The following is a 20,940-nucleotide window of genomic DNA, read 5'->3' as shown; positions in this document are numbered from 1 at the left end:
GCGCCGCGGCTCAGGACGGCAGCACGAGGCCGTCCGCGCGGCGCCAGGTGTGGAGCCGGTAGCCCACGCGCACGGTGCGGTCGGCGACGTCGTCGATCGCCCGGCGCGCGGTGCGCGGGGAGAACTCGATGCGCAGGACCTCCTCCAGGTCCGCGCGGGAGTCGAACCGCCAGGTCGAGGTGACCCGGCGCAGCGCGAAACCGTGGGCGGCGAAGAACCGGTCGACCGCGGGCGCGTCGTAGCGCGGCAGGTCCGCGCGCAGCCACGTCCCGTAGGGCCGCGCCGTGAAGTCCAGGTCGACGACGGCGAGCACCCCGCCCGGGCGGAGCACCCGCTCGGCCTCGGCGAGCCCCGGCTCGCAGCCCGGCCCGAAGAAGTACGCGGTGCGGGCGTGGACCAGGTCGGCACTCGCGTCCGGCAGCGGGAGCCGCTCGGCGCCCGCGGTGTGCAGGGTGATGCGGGGGTCGTCGGCGACGCGCCGACGTGCCCGCTCGACCAGCGGAGGGTGCGGCTCGACACCGGTGACGGTGGCGGCCCGTTCGGCGAAGCGCGGCAGGTGGAAGCCGTCGCCGCACCCGACGTCGACGACGTCGGCGCCCGCCCAGCCCCCGGTCTCGGCCCACAGCGCCGCCCAGAGCTCGCCGTCGGCGTCCTGGGCGCGGTTCTCGGTCTCATAGACCTCGGGCCAGTTCCAGATGTTCGGGCTGGGGATGGCCGGGCCGGGCTTCGGCTGTCCGCCGAACCCCTGGTAGGTGCGCCTCACGCGATCGGGACGACGATCCCGAGGATCGCCCAGGCGACGAACGCGGCCGGCAGCAGCGAGTCCAGACGGTCCATCAGACCGCCGTGCCCGGGCAGCAGGTTGCCCATGTCCTTGACCCCGATGTCGCGCTTCACCAGCGACTCGACGAGGTCACCCAGGGTGGCCGTCGCGACGAGCAGCGCGCCGACCAGCGGCCCCCAGTACCAGGGCGCGTCGAGCAGCAGCCCCATGCAGAGCGAGCCCACTGCCATGCCGGCGATCAGCGAGCCCGCGAAGCCCTCCCAGGACTTCTTCGGGCTGATCGTGGGGGCCATCGGGTGCTGGCCCGCGACGACGCCCGCGGCGTACCCGCCGACGTCGGAGGCGACCACGCAGAGCAGGAAGGTCAGGACCCGGCCCACGCCGTCCGGGGCTACGGTCAGCTGGACGGCGAAGGCCACGAGCAGCGGCACGTAGACGGCGACGAACAGCGAGGCGCTGATGTCGCGCACGAAGTGCGCCGCCCCGCTCCGCATCCGCCACAGCAGGCAGCCCAGCACCGTGGCGGTGACGGCGATCGCGGCGCCGTGCAGGCCGAACGGCCAGGACAACCAGACGACGGCCTGGCCGCCGACCAGCAGCACCGGCAGCGACACGCGGATGTCGGCGCCCCGGCGCAGCGCGCCCGCGAGCTCCCAGGTCCCGACCGCGGTGACGCAGGCGAGCACGAGGACGAAGCCCTGACGATGGATCAGGAGGCTCAGCAGGATGACGACGCCGAGCCCGATGCCGACCGCGATCGCCGCGACGAGGTTGCGACCCAGCCGGGACCGCTTGTACCCCTTCTGTCCCCGGACGGGCTTCGGCACGTCCGGGGTCGCCGACACGCCGGCGGGCCCGTCACCGGGGAGGTCGGAGGTCACGGGGACGGCGGCGTCGGAGGAGGAGGGCACCGGGCTCAGACCTCGAGGAGCTCGGATTCCTTGTTCTTGACCAGCTCGTCGATCTGCGCGACGTAGCGGTCCGTGACGCCCTGCAGTTCCTTCTCGGCGCGGGCGACCTCGTCCTCGCCGGCCTCGCCGTCACGCTGGATGCGGTGCAGCTCGTCCATCGCCTTGCGGCGCAGGCCACGGAGCACGACACGCGCGTCCTCGCCCTTGCCACGGGCGACCTTGACCATGTCCCGGCGCCGCTCCTCGGAGAGCTGCGGGATGATCACTCGGATGATCTGCCCGTCGTTCGACGGGTTGACGCCGAGGTCCGAGTCGGCGATCGCCTTCTCGAGCTGCTTGAGCTGGCTGGCGTCGTAGGGCTTGATGACCGCCATCCGCGCCTCGGGGATCGACACCGAGGCGAGCTGGTTCAGCGGGGTCCACGCGCCGTAGTAGTCCACGACGATCCTGGAGAACATGTTCGGAGTGGCCCGGCCGGTACGCACCGACGCCAGGTCGTCACGGGCGACCGTGACGGCCTTCTCCATCTTCTCCTCGACGTCGAAGAGGGTTTCCTCGATCACGCTTGCATCCCCCGGCCTGGTCGTACTCGCTGGCTGTCACGATCCTCTCACCCTCCGCCCGGGCGGTGCGCGGAGCACCACCCGGGTGGGGGCGGGGAGGATCAGTTCTGGCCGACCTCGAAACGGACGAAGTCGTTGATGGTCAGACCCGCCTCGTCGGCGACGGCCTTGACCGACTTCTTCGGGTCGACCACGGAGGCCTGCTCCAGGAGCACGACGTCCTTGTAGTAGCCGTTGACCCGGCCCTCGACGATGCGGGGGAGGACCTGCTCGGGCTTGCCCTCCTCGCGGGCGGTCGCCTCCGCGATCTTCTTCTCGTTCTCGACGATCTCGGCGGGGACCTGCTCACGGGTCAGGTACTCCGGCCGGGCCGCCGCGACCTGCATCGCGAGACCGCGGGCGGCCTCGGCGTCGTCGCCCTCGTAGGCGAGCAGGACGCCGATCTGCGGGGGCAGGTCGGTGGCGCGCTTGTGCAGGTAGACGGCGGCCTGGCCGTCGACCCGGGCGTAGCGCTTCAGCTCGAACTTCTCGCCGATGCGGGCGGACAGGGCCTGCACGGCCTCGCCCACGGTGCCGTCGTCGAGCTTGGTCTCGAGCAGCGCGTCGAGGTCGGCCGGCTTCTCGGCGACCGCGGCGGCCAGGATCTTCTCGGCCAGCGCGATGAAGTCGTCGGACTTGGCGACGAAGTCGGTCTCGCAGTCCAGCTCGACCAGGGTGCCGCCGTCGGCGACGACCAGGCCGTTGGCGGTGGCGCGCTCGGCGCGCTTGCCCACGTCCTTCGCGCCCTTGATGCGGAGGAGCTCGACGGCCTTGTCGAAGTCGCCCTCGGACTCCTCGAGCGCCTTCTTGCAGTCCATCATCCCGGAGCCGGTGAGCTCACGGAGCCGCTTGACGTCGGCGGCGGTGTAGTTCGCCATCGGGTGTCTCTCGTCCTCTGGGTCGTGACGGGAATGGGTCACCGGGTCGCACCGGGCGGGCCCACGGAAGCGGGCCCGCCCGGTGCGCGTACTCAGTTCTGGGTGCCGTTGCTGGTCGACGCCGGGGCGGTCGCAGCGGCCGCACCGTCGCCACCGGCGGCGGAGAGGCTGGCACCGTCGGAGCCGACCTCGTTGCCCGCCAGGACGTCCTGCTCCCACTCGGCGAGCGGCTGCTCGGCGGCGGCCTCGCCACCCTCGCCACGGCGCTGGCCACGGGAGACCAGACCGTCGGCGGCGGCCTTGGCGATGACCTTGGTCAGCAGCGCGGCCGAGCGGATCGCGTCGTCGTTGCCCGGGATCGGGAAGTCGACCTCGTCCGGGTCGCAGTTCGTGTCCAGGATGGAGACGACCGGGATCTTGAGCTTCCGGGCCTCGCCGACGGCGATGTGCTCCTTCTTGGTGTCCACGATCCAGACGGCGGACGGGACCTTGGACATGTCGCGAATACCGCCGAGGGTCTTCTCGAGCTTGTCCTTCTCGCGGGTCAGCGTGAGGATCTCGCGCTTCGAGCGGCCCTCGAAGCCACCGTTCTGCTCCATCGCCTCGAGCTCCTTGAGGCGCTGCAGGCGACGGTGGACGGTCTGGAAGTTCGTGAGCATGCCACCCAGCCAGCGCTGGTTGACGTACGGCATGTTGACCCGGGCCGCCTCCTCGGCGATGACCTCCTGGGCCTGCTTCTTGGTACCGACGAACATGATCGTCCCGCCGTGCGCGACGGTCTCGCGCACGAACTCGTAGGCGCGGTCGATGTACGACAGAGTCTGCTGGAGGTCGATGATGTAGATGCCGTTGCGCTCGGTGAGGATGTAGCGCTTCATCTTCGGGTTCCAGCGACGGGTCTGGTGCCCGAAGTGCACGCCGCTGTCGAGCAGCTGCTTCATGGTGACGACGGCCATCGGCTGCGTTCACCTCTCGGTCGGGCGCGGCGGGTGCCGCGCAGGCGGTTCGTGGGCCCACCGGTCGGTGGACCACCCTGGCGCCCGCGGCGGAGCCGGACCCGCTCCCCCTGGCCACACGTGAGCGTGACATCGGGATCGCAGGACCGCCCGGCCTCCGCTCCCGACGCCGTACCCTGGGGGAACGGCGCGACGGGCGAGCGGGCGCGCGAAGTCACCACGACGGACGTGGTGCGGGATCCAGTGTACGCCGGGGCCTCCGGGCCGATCGCGGCGGAGCCCGGTTCCGACGGTGGCTGTCCACAACCGGCCGGTACGTCCACAGGACGGCGGTCCACCCCGGCGACGAGCAGTCGCCGCCGCAGGCTGGACGGGTGCCTCTGCCCGTCCCGTCCGCTCCCCCGCTCGACGACCTGCCCCGGAGCCCGCGCCCCGTGTCCCGCCCGCCGGGCTGGCGGGCCGGGCTGCGGGCGGGGACGGTGCTGCTCGCCGTGGTGGTGATCGGTGTCGCGCTCGTGCCGCCGGGGGCGGCGGTCGCCGCGCCTGCGTCCGCGGCGCCCGCGTCCGTCGAACCCGCGCCCGTCGAACCCGCTCCGGGCGGACCCCCGGACGGGGTCGGCCCCGCGCCCGCATCGCCGCGGCCACCCGGGGCGGGGATACCGGCACCGGGGGCGGACTACGCGTGGCCCCTGCTCCCGCCCCCGGCGGTCACGGCGGTGTTCCGCAAGCCCGCGTTCCGCTACGGCCGCGGGCACCGCGGCGCCGACCTCGCCGGTTCCCCCGGACAGGCGGTGCTCGTCGCGCGGGAGGGAGTCGTGGTGTTCGCCGGCCGGATCGCAGGGCGCGGCGTCGTCTCGGTCGACCACCCCGACGGGTTGCGGAGCACCTACGAGCCGGTGACCGCCGGCGTCGTGGCGGGGGCGCGGCTCGCCGGGGGCGACCCGGTGGGGACGCTGGAACCCGGGCACACCGGGTGCCCGGTCGCGGCCTGCCTGCACTGGGGGGTGCGACGGGAGCGGCTCGACCACCTCGACCCGCTGGTGCTGCTGCGCCCTCCCCGGGTGCGGCTGCTGCCCTGGGACGGGGCACCCGAGCCCACGGAGGACGCTCCGGCGGAGCTCAGCCCGCCAGCGCCGGCTCCAACGAGGCCCGCAGGCGGGTGATCGTCCGGGCGTGGAGCTGACAGACCCGGGACTCGGTGACCCCGAGGATCCCGCCGATCTCGGCGAGTGTCCGGTTCTCGACGTAGTAGAGGTGCACGACCAGCCGGTCCCGCACCCCCAGCAGGCCGATCGCGGCACGCAGCTCCGCCCCGGTCTCCCGCCGGACCGCCGCGGTCACCGGGTCCACCGAGTCGTCGGCCGCGAGCGTGGACAGCGGCGAGCCCGCGGGACCGCCCGCACCGAGGTCCTCGGCGCTGACCAGGTACATCGGCCGCCGGGCCTGACGGAGCTCGCGCACCGCGACACCCAGCTCCGCGGCGAGCTCCCCGTCGGTCGCGGGGCGCCCGGCCCGGAGCTGCACCGCCTCGCGGGCCCGCTCGACCTCGCGGCTGCGCGCCCGCACGGTGCGGGGTACCCAGTCCTGGGCGCGCAGCTCGTCGAGCATGGCCCCCCGGACGCGCTGGGCCGCATAGGCCTCGAAGCGGATCCTGCGTGCGGGGTCGAACCGGTCGACGGCCTCCATCAGGCCGAACGTCCCGGACTGGAGCAGGTCGGCCAGCTCTATCGACGACGGCAGCCGCACCGCCAGCTTCGTGCCCACGCCGCGCACCAGCGGGGCGTGGTGCTCGACCAGGCGTCGCCGAGCGGCGGGGGCGCGGGTGGCGAGGAACTCGCGCCACAGCGGCACGACCGCCGGCTCGACGGTCTCGTTCAGGTGACCTCGGACGCCGTCGGGCGTGTCGCGGGGCGACCGGCCCGTCGACGGGACCAGCGCGATGCACCCCGGTGCCACGTCCGCCGGCGGTTGCCCGGAGGTGGCGTCGAGAGGACCGCGACGCGGGGACCCGGGTGGGTCGGGGACCGCTCCGAGGACGGCCGCGCGGGGTGTGTCGGCCCCCGCAGCCACCCGGTCGAGGGCCGTGGCCAGGGCGGCGGGGAACGCGTCGGGCCGGCGCGGTGTCGTCGGGGACACCTCACGCCCGAGGGTGCGCCTGGTCATGAACCACCTTCAACCGGTCGACGGTCACGTGCGTGTAGAGCTGCGTGGTCGACAGCGTAGCGTGACCGAGTAACTCCTGTACGTAACGAAGGTCGGCTCCGCCCTCGAGCAGATGGGTCGCCGCGGCGTGTCGCAGACCGTGCGGCCCGACGTCGGGGACGCCCGATACCGCCCGGATCGCGCGGTGCACGACGGTCCGGGCTACGCGCGGGTCCAGCCGCCCTCCCCGCACGCCCAGCAGCAGTGCCGGCGGCGACGACGGGGTCGCCAGCGCCGGTCGGCCGTGGTCGAGCCAGCGGCGCAGGGCGCGCGCGGCGGGGACCCCGAACACCACGGTCCGTTCCCGGTCGCCCTTGCCCCGGACCCGCAACGTACGGGCGGACTCGTCGACCGCACCGACGTCGAGTCCGCACAGCTCGGCGACCCGGATCCCGGTCGCGTAGAGGAGTTCGAGGACCAGCAGGTCGCGCAGGGCCTCCGGGGCGTCCTCCGCCGCACCCGAGGTCACCGCGTCCAGCACCGCCGCGGTCTCGGCCGCGGCGGGTACCTCCGGCAGGACGGTGCCCGCGCGCGGTGACCCGAGCCGGGCCGCCGGGTCGTGGTCGAGCCGCCCGGTGCGCACCGCCCAGGCGCAGAACGTGCGGGCCGCGGCGGTGCGCCGCGCGACGGTGGCCCGCCCGGCGCCGGCGGCGTGCGTCGCGCCGAGCCGCCGACGCAGGTGGTCCAGGTCGAGCGCGCCGAGGCCGGGGAGACCACGGAGCAGGTCGGTGAGGTCCGAGCGGTAGCCGCGGACGGTGTGCGGCGAGCGGTTCCGCTCGAGGCGCAGGTGCCCGGTGAACTCATCGATCGCGGTGGCGACGTCCGGCGCGAGCCCGTCACCGGCGGCGGTCGGGTCCCCTGCGGCACAAGCGCCCGCCCGGTCCGCGGCCGGGCCGTCGGCGTCGGGCCGGGCCCGGTCGTCCGGACACGCGGCCGCGTCGGGGCCCGGCTCGGCCGCGGGACCGGAGGACTCTGTGCGCGCCATGCCCGGACGGTCCGCCGCCGAGGGCCGCCGGTCAAGGACCCGCCCGGCGTGCCGGGCGCTGCCACAGGCCCTGGTGGTACTCGGCGAGCCCACGGTCCTCCAGCTCGGTCAGCGCCGCGCGCAGCTCGTCGGGGCCGACGCCCGCGGCCTCGCCGATCCGTCCCGGCGGCCACGCGGCCCGGGCGGGCAGCGCGTCGTGGACCGCGAGCACCCGCGGGTCGAGCCCGTCGGTCGGGCGGGACTCTCCCTGCGGGGGCAGGGCGAGATCCACGCCCAGCCGGCCGACGACCTCCAGGACGTCCTCGGGCCGCCCGACGAGGCCCGCCTGGTGCGAGCGGACCAGCTCGTGGCAGCCGACCGACATCCCCGACGTGACCGGGCCCGGCACCGCCATCAGCGGGCGCCCGAGCGCGGTCGCGTCGGCAGCGGTCCGTTTCGTCCCGCTGCGCGCCCCGGCCTCGACGACGAGGGTCCCGACACCGAGTGCGGCCAGCAGCCGGTTGCGGACCAGGAACCGCAGCCGCCCGGGGATCGTGCCGGGCGGGTACTCGGTGAGCACCAGTCCGGTCGCGGCGATCCGTTCCAGGAGACCGGTGTGCGCGGCCGGGTAGACCCGGTCCGGGCCACAGGCCAGGACCGCGACCGTCGCACCGTCGACGGCGAGGGCCCCCCGGTGCGCGGCCGCGTCGATGCCGAACGCGGCGCCGGACAGGACCGCGACGCCGCGCCGGGCCAGCGTCGCGGAGAAGTCCGCGGCCACGCCCAACCCGTACGGGGTCGCGGCACGCGAGCCGACGACGGTGACCGACCGGTCGGCGAGCGTCGCGATCTCCCCCGGCCCACGGGCCCACAACGCGATCGGGGGCGCGAGGTCGGCCCGCGGGGCCTCGGCGAACGACCGGAACGGCCACGACGGCCATCCCGGGTCCTCCGGCACGAGCAGGCGCGCTCCGGCGTGGGCGGCCGCTTCCAGGTCGGCCTCGGACCGGTCGGTGCCCCGCCGGGCCGCGGCGGCGCGCAGCAGCTCCTCGGGGACCGCGCCGCGACGCAGCCGGTCGGCCGCCTCGACCGGCCCGTACCGGTCGACCAGCGCGACGAGGTGCCGGTTCGGGGGTTCGACGCAGCGCATCAGGTAGGCGCGGGCGCGCAGGACCTCCTCGGGCACCCTGCCGACGCCCTGGCCGATGTCGGCGCCCCGGGCGATGTCGGTGCCCGTGCGGGCGGCCGGGCCCGGGGCGCTCACGCGGCACCCCGCTCGCGGAAGTACAGCGCCGCGTCGACCAGACCGCGGTCGGGCCGGTCGGCCCCGGCGAGGTCGCTGAGCGTCCACGCGACCCGTAGCGCGCGGTCCGCGCCGCGGGCGCTGAGGTCACCGGCGCGCAACCGGGCCTCCAGCGGTGCGATCACGCGGGCTGGCAACGGGAAACGGGTCCGCAGAGCGGGGCCCGGCACCTCGGCGTTGCACCGCCACCCGTGCTCCGACCACCGTGCGACGGCGGCGGCACGCGCGTCGAGCACCCGGCGGCGGACGGTCGCGGTGTCCTCGCCCCGCTGCTCCGTCACCCGCAGCGCGGTAACCGGCTCCATCGCCACCCGCAGGTCGACCCGGTCGAGCAGCGGACCGGACAGCCGGGACAGGTAGCGGCGACGGACGTCGGGGCGGCAGGTGCAGTCACGGTCGATCGGCGGGGCGCACGGGCACGGGTTCGCCGCGAGGACGAGCTGGAAACGGGCCGGATAGCGCACGGTGCCGTCGGCGCGGGACAGCCGGACCTCGCCCTCCTCCAGCGGGGTGCGCAGCCCGTCGAGGACCGAGGCGGGCCAGTGCGGGCACTCGTCGAGGAACAGCACCCCGCGGTGGGCGAGCGAGACCGCACCGGGCCGGGCGACGCCGCTTCCCCCGCCGAGCAGCGCCGCGGTCGACGCCGAGTGGTGCGGCGCGACGAACGGCGCGCACGTGCTGAGCGCCCCGGTGTCGCCGAGCCGCCCGGCCACCGAGCGGATCGCGGCGAGCTGCAGCGCCTCGGAGCGGTCGAGCTCGGGCAGCAACCCCACCACCCGCTGGGCGAGCATCGTCTTGCCGGTGCCGGGCGGGCCGACCATCAGCAGGTGGTGCCCGCCCGCGGCGGCGATCTCCAGGGCGCGCCGGGCATCGTGCTGGCCGAGCACGTCGGCCAGCTCGGGGGCCACGGCGGCCGGGGCCTCCTCCGGTCCGCCGTCGTGCCGGTGCAGCAGCCGGTTGCCCGCCGCCCAGTCCAGGACGTCGCCGAGGCTGTCGGCGCCGAACGCCTCGATGCCGTCGACCAGCGCGGCCTCGGCGAGCGTGGCGCGGGGCACGACGGCGCGGACCATCCCGGCGTCCCGCGCGGCGAGCAGGCAGGGCAGCACGCCGCGCACCGGGCGCAGCCTGCCGTCGAGAGCGAGCTCGCCGAGCAGCACGGTGCCGCGCAGCCGGTCGGGCGGCACCACGTCCGCGGCGACCAGGACGCCGAGCGCCAGTGCGAGATCGAAGCGGCTGCCGGTCTTGCGCAGCGTCGCCGGGGAGAGGGCGAGCACGATCCGCTCGTTGGGCCAGGTGCGGCCGGAGTGCACGATCGCGGACCGCACCCGGTCCTTGGACTCGTTGAGCGCGGCGTCGGGCAGGCCGACGAGGTGCACGCCGGGCATCCCACCGCCGATGACCGCCTCGATCTCGACGGGGACGCCGTCGACGCCGTGCAGCGCGACCGACCAGATGCGTGCCGGGGGCCGCATCAGAACGCCGCCGGGTAGTGGGTGAGGGTGACCGGCAGGCCGGGTCGGATCAGGACCGCCACGACGTCGAACCTGATCTCGACCCAGCTGACCCGGTGGGCGGCCATGAACGCCTTGGCCAGCATCCGGATCCGGCGTGTCTTGCGGGGGGTCACCGCCTCGGCGGGCTCGCCGTAGCGGAGACCGGAACGGGTCTTGACCTCGCAGAACACCAGCCGTCGCTCCGGGTCGACCGCGACGATGTCGATCTCGCCGTGCGTGCACCGCCAGTTGCGGCTGAGCACGACCATCCCGTGTGCCCGCTCGAGGTACTCGGCGGCGGTGTCCTCACCGCGGCGCCCGAGCTCGTCCTTCGCTGCCATGGGTCCACGATCGGGCCGGGTGGGCCCGTCGCGGGGGTGGATCGGCCGGCTGTGGACGGATCCGACGGTTGTGGATGGGCACCGTCGGCCGCGCGGCCGGGACGGCGGAACCGTCGGTGGGGTCTGCTACCCGGCTCAGCCCGGGAACTGGTCGTCGTCGGGCAGCCGCAGGTCCGGGGTGTCGAGCTCCTCGATGTTGACGTCCTTGAACGTCACGACCCGCACGTTCTTGACGAACCGCGCCGGGCGGTACATGTCCCACACCCACGCGTCGGACATGCGCACCTCGAAGTAGACCTCGCCGTCGGCGTTGCGCGGGGCGACGTCGACGGAGTTGGCCAGGTAGAACCGGCGCTCCGTCTCCACGACGTAGGAGAACTGGGCGACGATGTCGCGGTACTCCTTGTAGAGCGTGAGCTCCATCTCGGTCTCGTACTTCTCGAGATCCTCGGCGCTCACCGGCCCGCTCCTCCTGTGACGATCTCCAACGGCTCCCACGCCCCGACCGTGTCCCCCGGGTCTCCGGGGTCGGGTTCCTGCTCGGGGAGCGCCCCATTGTGGACCAGCCCCGCCGGGGCCTCGCGCCCGGCCACCGCCGCGACGTTCGCGAAGGAGAACCGGTGCTCCGGACAGGGCCCGTGTGCGCGCAGCGCGGCCTCGTGGTCCGGGGTGTTGTAGCCCTTGTGCACGGCGAAGCCGTAGCGGTCGTGCTCGGCGTCGAGCGCGGTCATGATGCGGTCCCGGGTCACCTTGGCCAGCACCGACGCCGCCGCGATGCAGGCCGCCACCCGGTCCCCCTTCGGCACCGCGAGGGCCGGGCTCCCGAAGCCGCGGACCGGGAAGCCGTCGGTCAAGACGTAGCCGGGCGTGACCGCGGTCAGCGCGGCCACCGCGCGGCGCATGCCCTCGATGTTGGCGACGTGCACCCCGCGACGATCGACCTCCGACGCCGGGATCACGACGACGGCGTGGTCCAGCGCACGGGCCCGGATGCGGTCGTACCAGTGGTCACGGGCGGCCGGGGGCAGCAGCTTCGAGTCGGTCAGCCCGGCGAGGGCCTTCGCGTCCGCGGGCCGCAGCACCGCCGCGGCGACGACCAGCGGTCCGGCGCTGGCACCGCGACCGGCCTCGTCGACGCCGGCGACCGGGCCGAGCCCGTGGCGTTGCAGGACGGTCTGCAGGGTCCAGGTGCCGCCGTCGCGGACGACGGCACGCGGCGGACGCAGCCCGTCGGGCAGCACCCGTACGGGGCGGCGGCGGGCACGCGGCCGTCCGGCGGTACTGGCGCGGGTGGGCGGAACCGGCACGGTGCTCCCGGTCAGGTTCTCCGGCGCCACCCGTGCGGGGGGGCGCGTCGCGGGCAGGAACCGCTCGGCCTCGGCGCGGGCGAGCAGGGCCCGTCGGCGGCCGGACGCGAGCGGCAGTGTCCCCATGATGCCCAGTGCCAGCGGCAGACCGTCGGGCAGCCCCGGCAGCCCGGCCGCGTCGGCCGTGGTCTGCGGGTCGACCGCACTGACCCAGCCGAACCGGTCGAAGGGCAGCACGATCAGCCGGACCTTGCCGATGATGTTGGACTCGGGGATGGGGCCGTGCCCCGCCGCCCGGGAGTCCGCGGAGTTGTTCCGCGAGTCGCCCATCATCCAGTACTGGCCCTCGGGGACGGTGATCGGGCCGAACGGGATCTGCCGGGCCGGCCCCGCCTCGGGCAGGTAGTAGATGTAGGGCTCCGTCAGCGGCTGCCCGTCGACGACGACCTGGTTGAGCGCGTCGCAGCAGGAGACGGTCTGGCCCCCCACGGCGATGACCCGCTTGACGAAGTCCTTCTCGTCCGGCGGGGCGATCCCGACCAGCGAGCCGAGCGTCTGCATGCCCTTGACCAGCGGGTTCTCGCTGCCCTCGCCGCTGTAGGTCTCGCTGGCCCAGCCGTCGGTGCCGCGGAAGACCACGATGTCGCCCGGGCTGATGTCGGTGAAGTTGTAGGTGACCTTGTCGACGAGCACCCGGTCGTTGTTGCAGCCGGTGCAGCCGTGCAGCGTCGTCTCCATCGAGCCCGACGGGATGACGTAGACCTTCGCGAGGAAGGTCTGGATGAGGACCGTCAGCAGGATGGCGACCCCGGCCAGGAGCAGGATCTCCTTCCAGAACGCCGTCTTGGGCTTCTCCTCGCCCGCGGCGGCCGCGGCGGAACCCCGCACGGTGAGCGCGGCGATCCGGCCGCCGATGCCGACGGGGCGGTTGCGGCGTGCGGCGCGTCCACCCGTGGCGCGCTCCGGCTCGTCCGTCCCGTCCTCCGGCTCGGCGGGAATCCCGTCGGGGTTCTCGTCGGGGTCCTCGGACGGTTCCGGCGACGCGGCCGCCGGACGGCGGCGGGGGGGCCGCGGCGGCGCATCGGAACCGGGGTGCGGGACGGCGGCGGTCTCGGGGTCGGCGCCGGGGTCGACGTCGTCGCCGGCCGGGGCCGCGGCGGCGCGGGTACGCCGCGGGTCGGCGTCGGTCGGCACCCGGCGGCGCGTGGTCGCGTCGGCGTCGACCGGCGGCGGGACGGCGCCGTCGGCGAGCGGCCCGGCGGGCCGGCGACCGGCGCGCGGAGCGGACCGCTCGGGACCGCCGAACGCACCGGTGCCGTCCGGCTGACCGGGGGCCGCTCCGTCGGGGCGCTGGTACGGGTGGGCACCGTTGGTGTACTCGCCGGACGGGCCGCGCAGCGGCGGGCGGCCGGCCCCACGACCACGCGGGTCGGGGCGGCCGTACCCGTCGGGCGCGTGGCCCTCGGGGGAACGGCCGTCCGGCCGGCCGTTGCGACGAGGTGCCTCGGGGCCCCGGACGGGCGGGACGGCGTTCGCGTCGAACCCGGCAGCACGGCTCGGGTCGAACCCCGCGGCGCGGTTCGGGTCGAACCCGGCGGCGCTGTTCGGGTCGTACCCGGCGGCGCGGTTCGGGTCGAACCCGGCGGCGCGGTTCGGGTCGTACCCGGCGGCGCGACGACCGGGCCCGCCGTCGGGGAGGGGCTGGTCGGGAGCCGGCCGGATGCCGTGGCGGCCGGCGCCCTCGGGGCGTCCGGCCGGCGGTGCCGGGTACCGGGGGTCCGGGTCGTGCTCCGGGCGACCGCCGGGCGGTGGCCACGACCTGCCGTTCGGTGCGGCGCCGGCCTCGGGGCCGTCGGGCCGGTTCAGCCGGGCCGCGTAGCGGGCCCGCAGCGTGTCCGGACCCTCGGTGGCCGGGGCGGGCCGGTCCCCGGGGGCCGGGGCGACCGCGTCGACGCCGTGCCGACCGGAGCGCCCGGCGGCGAGCTCGTCGAACCCGTTGCGGTAGCGACGTCCACGGGGGCCTGCGCCGTCGGCGCCGTCCTCCGGGCCCGTGTGCCGGGTACGGACCCCGCGCGGTGCGCCCTCGGGCTCACCGTCCGCGGAGCCGTCCCGGACGGGCACCCCGTGCTGCAACGCGGTGCCGAGCAGCCACTGCTGCTCGGCACCGCCCGGTTCACCACCGGTCTGCGGCGGGTCCTCGGGGGCCCGCCGCCGACCGGGGTGCTCGGGGACATCGCTGCCGCGATACCGCCGGGGGCGGGCCCGGCGGTCGTCGGGGAGCTCGGGGAAGGCCACGCTTCGAGATTACGTCACCGGTCCGTCACGACTGGGTGACGGTCAGGACGCGGTGGTCTCCCGGCGCTCCTTGATCTTCGCGGCCTTGCCGCGGAGGTCGCGGAGGTAGTACAGCTTCGCCCGGCGGACGTCACCGCGGGTGGCGACCTCGATCTTCTCGATGTTCGGCGTGTGCACCGGGAAGGTGCGCTCGACGCCGACGCCGAACGAGATCTTGCGCACGGTGAAGGTCTCGCGGGCACCCGAGCCGTGGCGACGGATGACGACGCCCTGGAAGATCTGGGTACGGGTGCGGTTGCCCTCGATGACCTTCACGTGCACCTTGAGGGTGTCCCCGGGGCGGAAGTTCGGGATGTCGGAGCGCAGGGTCTCCGCGTCCAGTGCGTCCAGGGTGTTCATGTCGACGGTCCGTCCTCGTGTGTCGTTCGTGCGGGTCGTGCGGTGCCGGTCCCGGGTCGATCCGGGATCGCGCCCGGGCCACGGGGCGGTCGTGCCGTACTGGCGACGACGCTCCTCACGTGGCGGGCTCGGTACGGCCGGCACCACCGGCGGGACCGGGGGGCACACGTGACCGTCACCGGGCGCCACACGCGGCGCTGGCAACCCGTCCATAGTGCCAGACGGGCAGATCGCCCCGGACACCCGGTGGTCCGGGGCCTCCGGGAACGGCTCCGCGGGGCCGGTCGCACCGGACGCACCGGGCACCGCCGGTCGCCGGTGGGGGCCCGCCGGGCGACGGCCGGAGGGTCCCCCGCACGGCCCTGGGCCGGCCCCGCGGTGCCGGGCCGAGGACGCGACCGGCGGGAACGCTCAGCCGGTGGGGCCGTCGGCGTCGTCGTCGGGGCGCCCGGCGGCGAGCACCGCGCGGTCGGCGGCGTCCAGGGCGTCCGGTCCGAGCGCGTCGAGCAGGTCGGGGCGCCGGTCCCGGGTCCGTTCCAGGGCCCGGTCGCGACGCCAGCGGGCGATCGCGGCGTGGTTCCCGCCGCGGAGCACCTCCGGCACGGCCAGCCCCCGCCACACCTCGGGACGGGTGTAGGACGGGCCTTCGAGCAACCCGTCGGAGAAGGAGTCCTCGGCGGCCGAGCGCGGGTTGCCCAGCACGCCGGGCAGCAGCCGGGCGACGGCCTCGACCATCACCAACACCGCGACCTCCCCGCCGACGAGCACGTAGTCCCCGATCGAGACCTCGTCGACGGTGATGCCGCGGGCCCGGGCGTCGAGCAGCACGCGCTCGTCGATGCCCTCGTAGCGGCCGCAGGCGAACACCAGCCGCTCCTCGGCGGTCCAGGCGTGCGCGGTGGCCTGGGTGAACGGCCGCCCGGCCGGGGTGGGGACGACCAGCCGGGCGGGCGGGTCCGGGGTGGCCAGCACGTCGTCGAGGGCCTCGCCCCACACCTGGGGGCGCATGACCATGCCCGGCCCGCCGCCGTACGGGGAGTCGTCGACGGCCTGGTGCACGTCGTGGGTCCAGTCCCGCAGGTCGTGCACGGCGACGTCCAGCAGCCCGCGGTCGATCGCCCGCCCCAGCAGTGCCTCGCGCAACGGTTGCAGGTAGGACGGGAAGATGGTCACGACGTCGATCCGCACGGCGCGGATCGTCGCAGGCGCCCGTCCCCCCGCCCCGAAGGAGGTCGCGCATGTCGGAATCCTGGACCGAGCCGCTCTGGTCGACGGCGGCGCAGTGGAGCCTGCTGCCGCCGGTGCTGCTCGCCCTGCTGCTGACGACGGCGATCGGTCTGGAACGCGAGGCCGGGGCGAAGAGCGCCGGACTGCGCACGCACGTGCTGGTCGGCGTCGGCGCGGCGGTGTTCATGGTCATCTCCAAGTACGGCTTCGCCGACCTGCTCACGACCGAGCACGTCGCGCTGGACCCGTCCCGGATCGCGGCGCAGATCGTGTCCGGGATCGGGTTCATCGGCGCCGGACTGATCTTCGTCCGGCAGGACGTGGTGCGCGGGCTCACCACCGCGGCCACAATCTGGCTGGCCGCCGCGGTCGGGACGGCGTGCGGCGCGGGCCTGGCCCCGCTGGCCGTCCTCGCGACAGCGGCGCACTTCCTGGTCACCCGCGGTCTGCAGCCGGTGGCGCGGGTGGTGCGGCGGCACCGTCGTCGCCCGCCGGTGCTGCGGATCCGCTACGACGACGGCCACGGCGTGCTCCGCCGGGTCCTGGAGCGCTGCACCGCGGCCGGCTTCTCGGTCGCCGGGGTGTCCGTGCACCGCGGCTCGCTCACCGACGACGGCGGTCGGGTCGCCGCACTCACCCTGCGGCTCGACGGCCGGGGCGACCTGAACGGCCTGGCCGCGGCGCTGTCGGAGACCGACGGGGTGCGCTCGGCCCAGACCCGGGTGGACCCGACGGAGGACCCGGACGACCCGGACCGCGCCGACGACTGAGCGCCGACGACTCGAGCGCGGAAGCCCGGGCGCGGGACTCGGCCAGGTGGCTCAGCCGGCCCGGCGGGGCCGCCGCCGTTCCACGGTTTCCCGGGTGTCGTACAGCGTCATCCCGCACCGGTCGAGCACCTGCGAGGCCGCAGTGTCCGGGTGCAGCAGCCCGAGCAGGACATGCTCGGTCCCGATGAACCGGTCGCCCAGCCGGATCGCCTCGCGCAGCGCCAGCTCGAGCGCCTTCTTCGACGACTTCTCAAACGGGATGTGCCCGGCACGCCACCGCTCGCGCCGCGGTCGGTCGAGCGCGCCAGGGCCGAAGCCCGCCTCCACCGCGTTCCGGACGGCGTCGAGGTCGATGCCCAGGGCGGCGAGGGCGTCGGCGTCGCGAGCGGGCGCGCCGTCCACCCGGTCGAGCTCCTCGGTGACGGTGCGGGCGTCGACCCCGGCCGCGGAGAGGATCTCCTCCCCCGGCGTACCGGGACACCGCAGGACCCCGAGCAGCAGGTGCTCCGGCCCGATCCGCCCCGCGTACCTCGTCCGCGCGATCTCCTGGGCCAGGACGACGACCCTGCGGGCCTCGTCGGTGAACCGTTCGAACATGTGCGTCTCCCCTCTACAGGCCGAGCCGGCGGTACTTCTTGTGCACCGCCTGCCGGCTGATCCGCAGCGCGTCGGCGATCTGCTGCCAGGACCACCCCTGGTCGCGGGCGTTGGTGACCTGCAGCTCCTCCAGGGACTCCTGCAGCTCGCGCAGGGCCACCACCGCCCGCAGCCCCACGGCCGGGTCCGTGCTGGACGCCGCCGCGGCCACTGCCGTCGCATCGCTCATGGTGTCAATGTAGGTTGACACCGGCCCGGTTGTCAACCTGAGTTGACACCGGCGCCGTGAGAACGGCCCGGCACCACGGGAGGGTGCCGGGCCGTGATCAGTCCTGGGGGTCGAGCAGCCCGTCGGGCGGGTCGAGGACCACGCGTCCCCCCGCCAGGTCGACGGTGGGCACGATCACCTCGACGAACGGGACGAGCGCCTCGTGTCCGGCGGGCCGGGTGACGACCAGCAGGGACCCGCCGGGCCCGTGCACGACGTCGGAGACGGTGCCCGCCGTGGTCCCGTCCGCCAGCTCGGCCCGCAGGCCGGTCAGCTGGTGGACGTGGAACTCCTCCGGGTCCTCCGGCTCGGCGAGCGCGGAGGTCGGCAGCCTGAGCTGGACCCCGCGCAGGGCCTCGGCGGCGTCGCGGTCGGCGACGCCCTCGAAGAGCACGAGCCAGCGACCCGAGTGGGCACGCGCACCGGTGACGGTGAGCGGCCCGGGACCCGCGCCCCGGGTCCGGTGGCCCTGCAGGACGGCACCGGGCGCGAAGCGCGTCCGCGGGTCGTCGGTGCGGGGCTCGACGACGACCTCACCCCGCAGACCGTGCACACGCACGACGACGCCGACCAGGACCTGGCCGGCGTCGTCGGGTGCGGAACTCGTCACCGGTCGGTGTCGACGACGTCGACGCGCACGCCGCGACCGCCCACACCACCGATAACGTTGCGCAGGGCGGTGGCGGTGCGGCCACCCCGGCCGATCACCTTCCCGAGGTCGTCGGGGTGCACCCGGACCTCGAGGATCCGACCGCGACGCCCGGTGACCAGGTCCACCCGGACGTCGTCGGGGTGGTCGACGATGCCGCGCACGAGGTGCTCGAGCGCGTCCGCCATGAGAGTCACGACTGGGTCGACTCGGTGGCCGGCGCGGCCGCGTCCTTGGTCGCGTCGGCGACGTCGTCGCTCTTCGTCGCGGCCTCGGCCGGGGCGGCGTCAGCGGTCTTGCCGGCGCGGTCGCCACCCTTCTTCTTCGGGGTGGTGGCCGCGGTGGTCGGCTCCTCGTTCGCCGCAGCCAGCGCCTCGTTGAAGCGGGCCAGCTTGTCGACCTTCTCGGCCTGCGGCTTCAGGGTGCCCTCGGTGCCCGGCAGGCCCTTGAACTTCTGCCAGTCGCCGGTGATCTCGAGCAGGTTCTGCACCGACTCGGTCGGCTGCGCGCCGACGCCCAGCCAGTACTGCGCACGGTCCGAGTCGATCTCGATCAGGCTCGGCTCGTTCTTCGGGTGGTACTTGCCGATCGTCTCGATGGCCCGGCCGTTGCGGCGCGTACGGGAGTCCGCGACGACGACGCGGTAGTACGGCTGACGGATCTTGCCCAGACGCATCAGCTTGATCTTGACGGCCACGCTGTGGTGCTCCTCGCGAATGTCGATTCGTGCTGCGATGAGTCAGCCTGCCTCGCGTGGGGTTACGGGCTCGCTCACTCGTAGGTGTCGGCCGTGGCAGGTAGAGGGCCGGCCACGGACCCGATCGGCCATTCTGCCAGACGTCGTTCAGACCGCGGGAAAGGCCCCGACCAGCATGAGGGCCAGGGCCAGCCCTGGCAGGAAGTTGTTGACCGCGTGCGCCACGATCCCGGCGGTGACGCGGCCGGTCAGCAGCCGTGCGATCCCCAACGGCAGCGCGACGACAAACAGCAGCGGAGCACGGAGGAACTCCAGGTGGGCCAGGGCGAACACCGCCGTGGTCAGCACGAACACGACCCAGCGGTTGCCGATCCAGTGGGCGACGGCGTTCCACAGCAGGCCTCGGTAGACGATCTCCTCGCAGACCGGCGCGATCACGACGACGCCGACCATCACGGCCAGCGCGACCGGCCACGTCGTGCGGATGCCCTCGAAGGCGACGCCGACCGAGGTCGTGAGGTCCGGGCCGACCAGGTAGAGGTAGGCCAGCGCGGCGGGGATCGTCACGAACAGCCCGGCGACGCCGATCAGCAGCCCGATGCCGACGTCCTCCCAGCGGAACTGCAGGCCCAGGTCGGAGACGGGGCCGCTGCCGAACACCCGGGTCCAGACGACGCAGGTGAGCGCGGCCAGGATCGTCGGGACGACGATCGCGAGCAGGACCTCCTGTGCCGAGTCGACCTCCCCCAGGCCCACGGCCAGTAGGAACGACGAGCCGAGGAACACGATCTCGACCACGAGGAACGCGAGCAGCCCGCGGAACGGACGCGGCGGGGGCGGGGACGGCTCGATCCCGAACAGCCCGCGCCGCGGAGGCGGACCGTACGGCGTACCCGGGCCGTGCTGCTCGGGTCCACCCGGCCCCCAGGGCGCCGGGACACCCGGTCCGTACGGCGTCGACCCACCCGGGCCGTACGGGCCGGGCCCGCCTGCGCCGTTCGGCCCGGGCCCGCCCGGCCACCCTGTGGGCGGCGGTCCGGCGGGCGACGACGATCCGGCGGGCGACGATCCGGCGGGCGACGGTGCCGCGGCCCCGGACGGGCTGGAGCCGTCCGGGTCGTCGGCGGAGGCTCCGCGTGATCCCCGCGGCGAACCGGGCGAACTGCTCATGCCCCCGTTGATACCCGACGTCCGCGGATCAGGACCACCGACGGGGCCCGCAGCACGCCGAGATCCCCCCGCGGGTCGCGGCTGTACACGACCAGGTCGGCCGGCGCACCGGGCGTCGGGCCGGCCGGGCGGCCCAGCCAGGAACGCGCCGCCCAGCTCGCCGCCCCGATCGGGTCCGGGTGCCCGGCCCGGGCGAGCTCGGCGATCTCGTCGGCGATCCGGCCGTGCCGGATGCCGCCGCCGGCGTCGGTGCCCGCGTAGACCGGGACCCCGGCCTCGATCGCGCGTCCGACGGTCTCCCAGGCATGGGCGTGCAGGTCACGCATGTGGCCGGCGTAGCGGGGATACTTCGTCGCCTTCTCGGCGATGCCGGGGAAGGTCTCGACGTTGATCAGCGTGGGCACCAGGGCGGTGCCGCGGGCGGCCATCTCGTCGATGAGCTCGTCGGAGAGCCCGGTGCCGTGCTCGATGCAGTCGATCCCGGCCCGGATCAGCCCGGGCAGCGCCTCGGTGCCGAAGACGTGCGCGGTGACGCGGGCGCCGGCCCCGTGGGCCGCGGTGATCGCCTCGGCCAGTACCTCGTCCGGCCAGAGCGGGGCGAGGTCGGCGTCGTCGGGGCCCGCCGAACGGTCGATCCAGTCCCCCACGAGCTTCACCCAGCCGTCGCCGCGGGCCGCCTGGGTCCGGACCTCGTCGACCAGCAGGCGCGGGTCGTCGAGCTCGGCGGCGAGGCCGGGGATGTAGCGCTTGGGGCGGGCGACGTGCCGCCCGGCGCGGATGATCTCGGGCAGGTCGTCGCGGGCCCGCAGCGGCGAGGTGTCGACCGGGGACCCGCAGTCGCGCAGCAGCAGGGTGCCCGCGTCGCGGTCGGTGCGCGCCTGGGCCGCGCACTCCTCCAGGTCGGTGACCGGGCCGTTCGGGCCGAGCCCGACGTGGCAGTGCGCGTCGACCAGACCGGGGACGATCCAGCCGTCGGTGACCAGGTCCTGGGCGCCGGGCAGCGGCTCCGGGCTGATCCGCCCGGTGCCGTCGACGTACAGGTCGGCGCCCCCGGCACCGTCAGGACCCAGCAGCGTCCCGCGGAGCCGCCACCCCACGGCCGGAAGATCGGTCATGGGTGGCGACCC

Annotated in this window: 23 protein-coding genes and 1 pseudogene; 2 read left to right on the top strand and 22 right to left on the bottom strand. The window is 75.1% G+C overall.

Annotation, left to right across the window (positions count from 1 at the left end; all coding sequences use genetic code 11):
• Window positions 1-10: 10 nt before the first annotated feature.
• The 5 genes from XF36_RS07240 to rpsB form a co-directional block, all read right to left on the bottom strand.
• On the bottom strand, window positions 11-763 hold the full coding sequence (locus XF36_RS07240) for a class I SAM-dependent methyltransferase (protein WP_082375239.1): 753 nt from the start codon (window positions 761-763) through the stop codon (window positions 11-13).
• Window positions 760-1,695, bottom strand: a complete 936-nt coding sequence (locus tag XF36_RS07235) for a phosphatidate cytidylyltransferase (protein ID WP_082375238.1) — start codon at window positions 1,693-1,695, stop codon at window positions 760-762. Before XF36_RS07235 ends, XF36_RS07240 begins: the two co-directional genes overlap by 4 nt.
• A 5-nt stretch (window positions 1,696-1,700) precedes the next feature.
• Window positions 1,701-2,258: a ribosome recycling factor gene (gene frr / locus XF36_RS07230; RefSeq protein ID WP_020622047.1), complete on the bottom strand. Its 558-nt coding sequence runs from the start codon at window positions 2,256-2,258 to the stop codon at window positions 1,701-1,703.
• Between the two features lie 101 nt (window positions 2,259-2,359).
• Window positions 2,360-3,175, bottom strand: a complete 816-nt coding sequence (gene tsf, locus XF36_RS07225; RefSeq protein WP_060711375.1) for a translation elongation factor Ts — start codon at window positions 3,173-3,175, stop codon at window positions 2,360-2,362.
• Between the two features lie 92 nt (window positions 3,176-3,267).
• A complete protein-coding gene (gene rpsB / locus XF36_RS07220) occupies window positions 3,268-4,131 on the bottom strand; it encodes a 30S ribosomal protein S2 (protein ID WP_060711374.1) in 864 nt (287 codons plus the stop codon).
• A 374-nt stretch (window positions 4,132-4,505) separates the two neighbouring features.
• Between rpsB and XF36_RS34950 the strand changes: the two genes are divergently transcribed.
• On the top strand, window positions 4,506-5,294 hold the full coding sequence (locus XF36_RS34950; RefSeq protein ID WP_304437851.1) for a M23 family metallopeptidase: 789 nt from the start codon (window positions 4,506-4,508) through the stop codon (window positions 5,292-5,294).
• Here XF36_RS34950 and XF36_RS07210 read toward each other — a convergent pair.
• The 10 genes and pseudogenes from XF36_RS07210 to trmD all read right to left on the bottom strand — a co-directional run bounded on the left by XF36_RS07210 (window position 5,251) and on the right by trmD (window position 15,623).
• On the bottom strand, window positions 5,251-6,294 hold the full coding sequence (locus XF36_RS07210; RefSeq protein WP_082375237.1) for a FliA/WhiG family RNA polymerase sigma factor: 1,044 nt from the start codon (window positions 6,292-6,294) through the stop codon (window positions 5,251-5,253). The genes XF36_RS34950 and XF36_RS07210 overlap by 44 nt on opposite strands.
• The gene (locus XF36_RS07205) at window positions 6,269-7,318 is read right to left on the bottom strand and encodes a tyrosine-type recombinase/integrase (protein ID WP_082375236.1); all 1,050 of its coding nucleotides are present in this window, start codon (window positions 7,316-7,318) and stop codon (window positions 6,269-6,271) included. Before XF36_RS07205 ends, XF36_RS07210 begins: the two co-directional genes overlap by 26 nt.
• A gap of 31 nt (window positions 7,319-7,349) precedes the next feature.
• A complete protein-coding gene (locus XF36_RS07200; RefSeq protein ID WP_238589166.1) occupies window positions 7,350-8,561 on the bottom strand; it encodes a DNA-processing protein DprA in 1,212 nt (403 codons plus the stop codon).
• Window positions 8,558-10,072 carry a YifB family Mg chelatase-like AAA ATPase gene (locus XF36_RS07195; protein WP_060711373.1) on the bottom strand — a complete coding sequence of 505 codons (1,515 nt, stop codon included), beginning with the start codon at window positions 10,070-10,072 and terminating at the stop codon, window positions 8,558-8,560. The genes XF36_RS07200 and XF36_RS07195 overlap by 4 nt, the downstream gene beginning before the upstream one ends.
• Window positions 10,072-10,434, bottom strand: a complete 363-nt coding sequence (locus XF36_RS07190; protein ID WP_060711372.1) for a YraN family protein — start codon at window positions 10,432-10,434, stop codon at window positions 10,072-10,074. The genes XF36_RS07195 and XF36_RS07190 overlap by 1 nt, the downstream gene beginning before the upstream one ends.
• Window positions 10,435-10,569: 135 nt before the next feature.
• A complete protein-coding gene (locus XF36_RS07185) occupies window positions 10,570-10,893 on the bottom strand; it encodes a DUF2469 domain-containing protein (protein ID WP_020627284.1) in 324 nt (107 codons plus the stop codon).
• On the bottom strand, window positions 10,890-11,675 hold the full coding sequence (locus XF36_RS07180) for a ribonuclease HII (RefSeq protein WP_238589295.1): 786 nt from the start codon (window positions 11,673-11,675) through the stop codon (window positions 10,890-10,892). Before XF36_RS07180 ends, XF36_RS07185 begins: the two co-directional genes overlap by 4 nt.
• A 348-nt stretch (window positions 11,676-12,023) precedes the next feature.
• A pseudogene (gene lepB, locus XF36_RS33800) lies at window positions 12,024-12,629 on the bottom strand (signal peptidase I); the annotation flags it as partial.
• 1,449 nt (window positions 12,630-14,078) lie between these two features.
• A complete protein-coding gene (gene rplS, locus XF36_RS07170) occupies window positions 14,079-14,435 on the bottom strand; it encodes a 50S ribosomal protein L19 (protein WP_060714490.1) in 357 nt (118 codons plus the stop codon).
• 411 nt (window positions 14,436-14,846) lie between these two features.
• On the bottom strand, window positions 14,847-15,623 hold the full coding sequence (gene trmD, locus XF36_RS07165) for a tRNA (guanosine(37)-N1)-methyltransferase TrmD (RefSeq protein ID WP_060711371.1): 777 nt from the start codon (window positions 15,621-15,623) through the stop codon (window positions 14,847-14,849).
• Window positions 15,624-15,673: 50 nt separating this feature from the next.
• On the opposite strand from trmD, the gene XF36_RS07160 reads away from it, so the two are divergent.
• The gene (locus XF36_RS07160) at window positions 15,674-16,432 is read left to right on the top strand and encodes an MgtC/SapB family protein (RefSeq protein WP_060711370.1); all 759 of its coding nucleotides are present in this window, start codon (window positions 15,674-15,676) and stop codon (window positions 16,430-16,432) included.
• 51 nt (window positions 16,433-16,483) lie between these two features.
• Here XF36_RS07160 and XF36_RS07155 read toward each other — a convergent pair whose 3' ends face one another.
• From XF36_RS07155 to XF36_RS07125, 7 genes are all read right to left on the bottom strand, one after another.
• Window positions 16,484-17,029: a Clp protease N-terminal domain-containing protein gene (locus XF36_RS07155; RefSeq protein ID WP_060711369.1), complete on the bottom strand. Its 546-nt coding sequence runs from the start codon at window positions 17,027-17,029 to the stop codon at window positions 16,484-16,486.
• Window positions 17,030-17,042: 13 nt separating this feature from the next.
• Window positions 17,043-17,258: a helix-turn-helix domain-containing protein gene (locus tag XF36_RS07150; protein WP_020625233.1), complete on the bottom strand. Its 216-nt coding sequence runs from the start codon at window positions 17,256-17,258 to the stop codon at window positions 17,043-17,045.
• A 97-nt stretch (window positions 17,259-17,355) separates the two neighbouring features.
• Window positions 17,356-17,907, bottom strand: coding sequence for a ribosome maturation factor RimM (rimM, locus tag XF36_RS07145; RefSeq protein WP_060711368.1), 552 nt, complete (start codon window positions 17,905-17,907; stop codon window positions 17,356-17,358).
• Window positions 17,904-18,134, bottom strand: coding sequence for an RNA-binding protein (locus XF36_RS07140; RefSeq protein WP_149663515.1), 231 nt, complete (start codon window positions 18,132-18,134; stop codon window positions 17,904-17,906). The genes rimM and XF36_RS07140 overlap by 4 nt, the downstream gene beginning before the upstream one ends.
• A 5-nt stretch (window positions 18,135-18,139) precedes the next feature.
• Window positions 18,140-18,643 carry a 30S ribosomal protein S16 gene (rpsP, locus tag XF36_RS07135; protein ID WP_020625230.1) on the bottom strand — a complete coding sequence of 168 codons (504 nt, stop codon included), beginning with the start codon at window positions 18,641-18,643 and terminating at the stop codon, window positions 18,140-18,142.
• 147 nt (window positions 18,644-18,790) lie between these two features.
• A complete protein-coding gene (locus XF36_RS07130) occupies window positions 18,791-19,813 on the bottom strand; it encodes a CPBP family intramembrane glutamic endopeptidase (RefSeq protein ID WP_202968488.1) in 1,023 nt (340 codons plus the stop codon).
• Window positions 19,810-20,928 carry an amidohydrolase family protein gene (locus XF36_RS07125; protein WP_193394002.1) on the bottom strand — a complete coding sequence of 373 codons (1,119 nt, stop codon included), beginning with the start codon at window positions 20,926-20,928 and terminating at the stop codon, window positions 19,810-19,812. Before XF36_RS07125 ends, XF36_RS07130 begins: the two co-directional genes overlap by 4 nt.
• Window positions 20,929-20,940: the final 12 nt, after the last annotated feature.

It is taken from the genome of Pseudonocardia sp. HH130629-09 (assembly GCF_001294645.1).
Classification (GTDB): domain Bacteria; phylum Actinomycetota; class Actinomycetes; order Mycobacteriales; family Pseudonocardiaceae; genus Pseudonocardia.
Note: the sequence above shows the minus strand (reverse complement) of the source record. Positions and strands in the feature narration are given on the sequence as shown.